We start from the raw sequence: 6,217 nt of genomic DNA on the forward strand, positions 1-6,217 counted from the left end.
ACGGCGAGCGCCGCGTGCATCAGCTCGCTGAACGGGCGCGCACCCCAATGGGGGCGATGAGGCGGTAGCCGGCGGCGTGGCGCTCATCTTCGGACTCGCCACCCCAGAAGCCGTATTCGTGCTGCTCGCGAGCGAAATCCATGCAGTCGATACGAACCGAGCAGCTCGTGCAGACTTCCTTGGCGGCTGCTTCGCGGCGCTCGCGTGCTTGCGGGCGCTCGGCGGCGGAAGGGAAGAACAGATGAGTCAGACCCTTGCAGGCCCCAGCTTGCATCCAGTCGTTTTCGGTCTCGATGCGGTCGTTGATGTCGATGACGGCCATAGCTGCGCCCCCCAAGAGTGCGGTCGATGTGCGGAATCCCCCTGCTCAGCACGGTGTTCTGTGCCCTGCGTCGACAGACAATAAACCGAATCGACTGACGAGTCAATTGTACTCGACAACCTTTTTCTGAGGAGCAGTCGGCTCAGTTCGAGAGCAGGGTTGCGACGCCGTCCGCGAACGTCTTGACGTCCTGAGGCGTTGTGTCCCAGGCCGTCATCCAGCGCACCTGGTGGACCGAGGCGTCCCAGTCCCAGAAGAAGCACCAGTCGCGGAGCGGTTCGATCATGTCGGGAGCGAGCGTGGGGAAAACGCTGTTGACCTCTGGCGATGGTCCTGGTGTGACTCCGTCGATCGCAGCGACAAGCTGATACAGCTCCGTGGCCATCTCGTTGGCGTGCGTGGCCATGGTCAGCCACAAGTCGTCGTGGAGTGCGGCGTTGAACTGAGCGGCGAGGTACCTCATTTTCGAGGGCAACTGCGTGACCTGCTTGCGGGTGTACTCCGAACCGACAGCGAGGACCGGGTTGAGGAAGATGACGGCCTCGGCGCCGAGGAGTCCATTCTTGGTGCCCCCAAAGCTCACGACATCGACGCCGGCATCAATCGTGAAGGAGCGCAACGCTTCACGGGTGCCACCAAGCGCTGCGGTGGCATTGGCGATCCTGGCCCCGTCGAGATGGACGAGCAGGCCCATGCCGTGAGCATGATCGCAGAGCGCACCGATCTCGTCGGCGGTGTAGAGCGTGCCGAGTTCAGTGGCCTGGGTGATCGACACGATGCCCGGCTGCACGTGATGCTGCACGCCTTGCAGATGCGCGACGGTCTGCAGCAGTTCAGGTGTGAGCTTGGCGCCAGGGGAGGGGATCTCGATCAGCTTTGTGCCGAGAGTTCGCTCTGGTGCGCCGGTCTCATCGACAGAGATATGGGCCCAGTCGGTGCACACCACGGCATGATGGGGCCCCTGCAGCGATCCGAGCATGTTGGCAAGTGCAACGATGTTTGCGCCCGTTCCGTTGAACGTCAAACGAGTGACGACGTCAGCGTCGAACAGTTCACGGAATGCGTTCTCGCAGCGCGCGGTGTGGTCATCCTGGCCGTAGGCGAGCGCGTGGCCCTCATTGGCTTCGACAATGGCCTGCAGAACAGTGGGATGGATACCGGCGGCGTTGTCACTGGCAAAAGAGCGATGAGGGGCTGCTGGCATGGCCGCGGCGTGTTCGGTTGACGTCATGGGCGCAGTCTCTCAGACGATCTGCGCATTGGAACGAACGGATCGGCTGGGTCGAGTAGCTTTTTCGTCATGACGAAAATGGTCACGCTGACTGGTGCTGGGGAAGCGGGGGGCGATGGGGCGCGTCATTGTCGGTGGTGCCGCCGAGTCCTTCCGCCGCGCAGCGGCCCTGGCCGTCCGAAGCTGTTCTGTAGCCAGCGATGCCGGCAGTGGGACTGGGTCTCGCATCAACGAGCGCGCGAACTGGAACTGAGCGAGAATGAGTTAGTCGTGACGCGCGACGAACTTGACCGCCTGCACGACGACATCTACGCCTTGACGTGCGCGATCGAGGACACGGAGCGAGATCTGGCTGCCAGTGGTCAACGGACGGTTCGCGACCTCGAAGACATCCTCAAGTGGCTCTTGGACGCGGCGCAACCATTGCGTGACGTCCAATTCTCCGCACCCAGCAGTACCGCTGAATAACGTCATGACGTAATGGCTCAAAGCATGGCGCGCTCCATGCCTGGGACGCCGCGACGGGGGGCACGTTGCGCGAGGTCGTTTTTCGGCTGGGTCGTTGTGGGAGGCGCTGACGCGCAGAGCTCTGGGTGGCAGCCGATCAGTCGCGCAGCGGCTTCATGCGGTGGGCTCGCCAAAGAAAGGCGAGCGGCGACTGAGAACCGCTCGAAGGCTGCATGCGATCGGGACGTTCTCGGCCGGGCAGGAACGGGCTGCGCCTCGAGCCCAGTTCCAGCAGGTCGCCGATAATTGTCGTTATGTCAATCAGTTGTCACGCGAGGGACATATCCTCTGGGAACTGTCAAGACAACGTCTGCGAATCGTCTCGGGGTGCCTGACCAGGCGGTTTGGGTCATGTCCGACGGACGACCATGGCAAATGCGCCGAAATTGATCGGAGCATTCGGTCGCGATCTTCACCGCAGGGCTTCATATGCGGTGTGGTTCGACCGATGAGTCATATATGCACGGACGAGGTCGATCATGACGAAACCAGTGACCCCAAACATCCAGATGCCTCGATCTCATCGCGTCCGGCGCGCTCTGGTGCGCAGCGCCTGCGGCGCACTCGTGGTCGGTGTGGGCTGGTCGGCGATGGGAGATGCCGCTCACGCGCTCCCCTCGCCCACGCGGTCGCCAATCCTGGCGCAGAGCCTGGTCGGCTTGCGGCAGGGCGCTGCGGGTGTTGAGGTGAAGGCAGTGCAGAACGCGCTGCTGGCGGCTGGTGTCCCGGTCCCCGGTGGTGCTGATGGCAAGTTCGGTCCCGCAACAAGGAGCGCAGTCATCGACTTTCAGGGTCGAGAGGGAATTGCCCAGAGTGGTGAAGTTGATGAAGCGACCGCAGCTGCTCTCGGGCTGACGCGGATCGATGCCGGAGATTCCCCTGCCTCAACGGCGGTGAATGGTCTGCAACAAGGAGCGAGCGGCGATGCGGTGAAGGAGCTGCAGCAGAAACTGTCAGCTGCCGGTGTGTATGTGCCAGGAGGCGCCGACGGCGTGTTCGGGTCGAGCACAAAGACCGCCGTTTCGAACTACCAACGCTGGAACGGTCTGCCCGTTTCGGGCATCGTCGACGCAGCAACAGCGGCGAGGCTCGGGCTGTCCGGAGCTGCCACGACAACTCCCCCGGCCGCCCCGACCCCGCCTGCCACCGCGACCCCGCCTGCGGCAAATCCGTACGTGGGCCTTGCCCAAGGTGCCCGCAGCAGCCTCGTCAAGGATCTCCAGTCGGCGCTGATGGCTGCGGGTGTGAATGTCCGTGGCGGCGCCGACGGTGTCTTCGGTGCTGCGACGAAGTCAGCACTCGTGTCCTACCAACAGGCCAACGGTTTGGGTGTCACTGGTGTGGTCTTCGAGGCAACAGCAGCCAAGCTCGGCCTTGGCGCTGCTCCGGCCGCTCCGGCTCCCCCGGCTCCTCCTGCGGCGGCCGAGTCCCCGACGGCAGCGAATCCCTATGTCGGTCTCAAAGTCGGCGCCCGTGGGCCCCTCGTCAAAGACGTTCAGGCCGCGTTGATCGCGTCGGGTATCAACGTCCGCGGCGGTGCAGACGGCGTGTTCGGTAACGCGACCAAAGGTGCGCTGCTCTCGTACCAGCAGGGCAATGGTTTGGCTGCCTCCGGCGAAGTCGACGATGCAACGGCAGCGCAGCTTGCGCTCGGCAATGCTCCAGCGGCGCCCGCCGCACCTGCCGCTCCCCCAGCGGTGGTGTCAGGCAATCCGTACATCGGCCTCGCGGTCGGCGCGAAGGGCGACAGGGTGAAAGATCTCCAGAGCGCACTGATGGATACAGGACTGGTGGTTCGTGGTGGCGCCGACGGCATCTTCGGCAATGCGACCAAGTCGTCCTTGCTGGCATTCCAGGGCATGAACGGCATCGCTCGAACCGGCGTGCTCACCAAGCAGGGGGCGCAGATCCTCAACCTCGGTGTGTCAACTCCGGCGAGCGCCCCATCGTCGGGACCCAATGGGTTCGCCGGAACGCCGGAGGGTTTCCCGGTCAAGGGGGAAACGAGCGAGCGCGTGCGTGTGATGCAGCAGATTCTCATCGACTCGAAGATCAACGTCTTCGGGGGCGCAGACGGCTCGTTCGGCAACGCGACGGCCTCGGCGATCACGAAGTTCCAAGAGACCCATGGGCTGACGGTGACGGGAACCATCACTCAGGAAACGGCCGAGAAGATGGGCTTGGATGCGTCGAGCGCCACTCCCCCGCCGTCGTCGAGCAACGTCGTGATGGAGCGCTTCCCGATCCAAGGCCAGTGCTATTTCGGCAACACGTGGCACGCCCCTCGTGGGGGCGGTCGCTTGCATGTGGGCGTTGACATCATCGCCGCCGAAGGCAAGCTCCTCTACGCCGTCGTTGACGGCACGATCAGCAAGCAGTACTGGGATCAGCCTGGCGCATTGTCCGGCAATGGTTTGCGTGTCGCTCAGGATGACGGGACGTACTTCACGTACTTGCACATGAGTGGATTCGCTCCAGGCATCGAGGTCGGCACGAAGGTCCAAGCTGGTGACGTCATCGGCTTCGTGGGCAACACGGGCAGTAGCTCAACGGCACACCTGCACTTCGAGATTCATCCCGGAGGTGGAGCTGCGGTGAACCCGTATCCCTATATCAAGGCAATCGATGATTGCGGGAATACGACGCCGCAGTACCAGTCGTCGTTCGCCCCCGCGGTCTGAGCTTCAGGCGCTCAGCCGTTCGGAGCGAAGCACTGAACGGCGGACCTTGCCAGCGTCGTCTCTGAGCGGGTTGTCGACATACTCGACCGAGCGCGGCAGTTTGTATGCCGCTAGCCGTTCGGCCAGAAAGCCCAGCAGGTCCGGTCGCGCGATGACAGCCTCATCAGCCTCGACGATGGCGTGGACGTCATTGCCTCGATCGTCGTTCGGAAGCCCGATCACGGCGCAAGAATGAACGTCCGGGTGTTCATTGAGAGCGTGCTCGACCTCAGCTGGATAGATGTTTGCGCCCCCGCTCAGGATCATGTCGGCGACGCGATCGCCGAGATACAGATACCCGTCAGCGTCGAACCAGCCGATGTCGCCGAGCGATTCCCAACCTCCATCCAAGGTCTTGGCCTCTGCGCCGAGATACTGATACGTCGGCGCCTCCCGTTCAGATCGCATCCACACCTCGCCTTCCTTGCCCGCGGGGAGGTCGTTGCCGTCGTCGTCGCAGATCTTCATTTCGCCAGTCGTGACGCGGCCGACTGAGCCGCGGTGTTCCAGCCACTCGGTCCCGGTGATGGTCGTGACCGCCTGGGCTTCGGTGCCCGCATACAGCTCGAAGATGCGCTCCGCTCCCAGCCAATCAATCCAGGCTTGCTTCAGCCACGCAGGGCAGGGCTCGGCGAGGTGCCACACCACTCGCAGCGAGGAGAGGTCGAACCCCAAGCGCACGTCGTCGTCGAGGCGGAGGATGCGCTTCATCATCGTCGGGACCATGTACGCCACATCACATCGATGGGCCTCGATCGACGCAAGTGTCGACTCGGCATCGAATCGAGGCAGCAGCACGACGTGGTTGCCGGCGAGGAGTGCCTGACACGCCCACACCGCAGGACCGTTGTGATACAGCGGCCCAGGCATCATGAGCGCACCCCCCTGCTGCAACCCGAGCGGGAGCGGAAGGTCGAGGTCGTAGACCGCCGGGTCGCCTGACACGATCAGTTTCGGTCTGCCGGTGGACCCGCCGGACGTTGGAGCCTTCCAAGCAGGCGACGTTGCGTCCGGTAGCGGAGCGTCGGAGAGACTCGGATCGGGCTGATGACCGAGCGGCAGGGTCTTCGAGGTCGGTGGGAGGAGATCAACAGAGCCATCAGGGGCACCGATCACCACTTTGGAATTGGCAAGTTCCACGATGGCGGCGAGCTCTCGGGGTGGGAGCTTCGCGGACGTTGGTTGAGGTATTGCTCCAACCATCCAGCAGGCCACATATGCAACGAACCAGTCGGTCGAATTCGGCAACGAGACGGTGACGTAGTCGCCAACGCCAACTCCCAGGCCTTGCAACTCCCGTCCGAGTCGTGTGGCCGCTGACTGCAATTGTCGACGGGTCAGCGAGCTGTCGAGGCAGGTGACCGCGGGCCGGTCGGGATCTTCCGACGCGAGTGATTCGAGGCGGGCAGGGAACGACATCAACGCCATTGGCAGAGT

5 protein-coding genes are annotated in these 6,217 nt (G+C 63.5%); 2 read left to right on the forward strand and 3 right to left on the reverse strand.

Annotated features, from left to right (window positions below; all coding sequences use genetic code 11):
* Positions 1-19: 19 nt before the first annotated feature.
* Together ACH2DW_RS07320 and ACH2DW_RS07325 are read right to left on the reverse strand one after the other, a co-directional pair.
* On the reverse strand, positions 20-322 hold the full coding sequence (locus tag ACH2DW_RS07320) for a WhiB family transcriptional regulator (RefSeq protein ID WP_394929075.1): 303 nt from the start codon (positions 320-322) through the stop codon (positions 20-22).
* Between the two features lie 142 nt (positions 323-464).
* Complete coding sequence (locus ACH2DW_RS07325; protein WP_394929076.1) at positions 465-1,553, reverse strand: threonine aldolase family protein; 1,089 nt, start codon at positions 1,551-1,553, stop codon at positions 465-467.
* Between the two features lie 270 nt (positions 1,554-1,823).
* Between ACH2DW_RS07325 and ACH2DW_RS07330 the strand changes: the two genes are divergently transcribed.
* The gene (locus tag ACH2DW_RS07330) at positions 1,824-2,021 is read left to right on the forward strand and encodes a hypothetical protein (protein WP_394929077.1); all 198 of its coding nucleotides are present in this window, start codon (positions 1,824-1,826) and stop codon (positions 2,019-2,021) included.
* A gap of 518 nt (positions 2,022-2,539) precedes the next feature.
* Positions 2,540-4,741 (forward strand): peptidoglycan-binding protein, encoded by a 2,202-nt coding sequence (locus tag ACH2DW_RS07335; RefSeq protein WP_394929078.1) that lies wholly within the window; start codon positions 2,540-2,542, stop codon positions 4,739-4,741.
* A gap of 3 nt (positions 4,742-4,744) precedes the next feature.
* Here ACH2DW_RS07335 and ACH2DW_RS07340 read toward each other — a convergent pair.
* A partial coding sequence (locus ACH2DW_RS07340) for an AMP-binding protein (RefSeq protein WP_394929079.1) occupies positions 4,745-6,217 on the reverse strand: 1,473 nt, incomplete at its 5' end.

This window comes from uncultured Ilumatobacter sp., from assembly GCF_963980585.1.
In the GTDB taxonomy this organism is placed as follows: Bacteria; Actinomycetota; Acidimicrobiia; order Acidimicrobiales; family Ilumatobacteraceae; genus Ilumatobacter_A.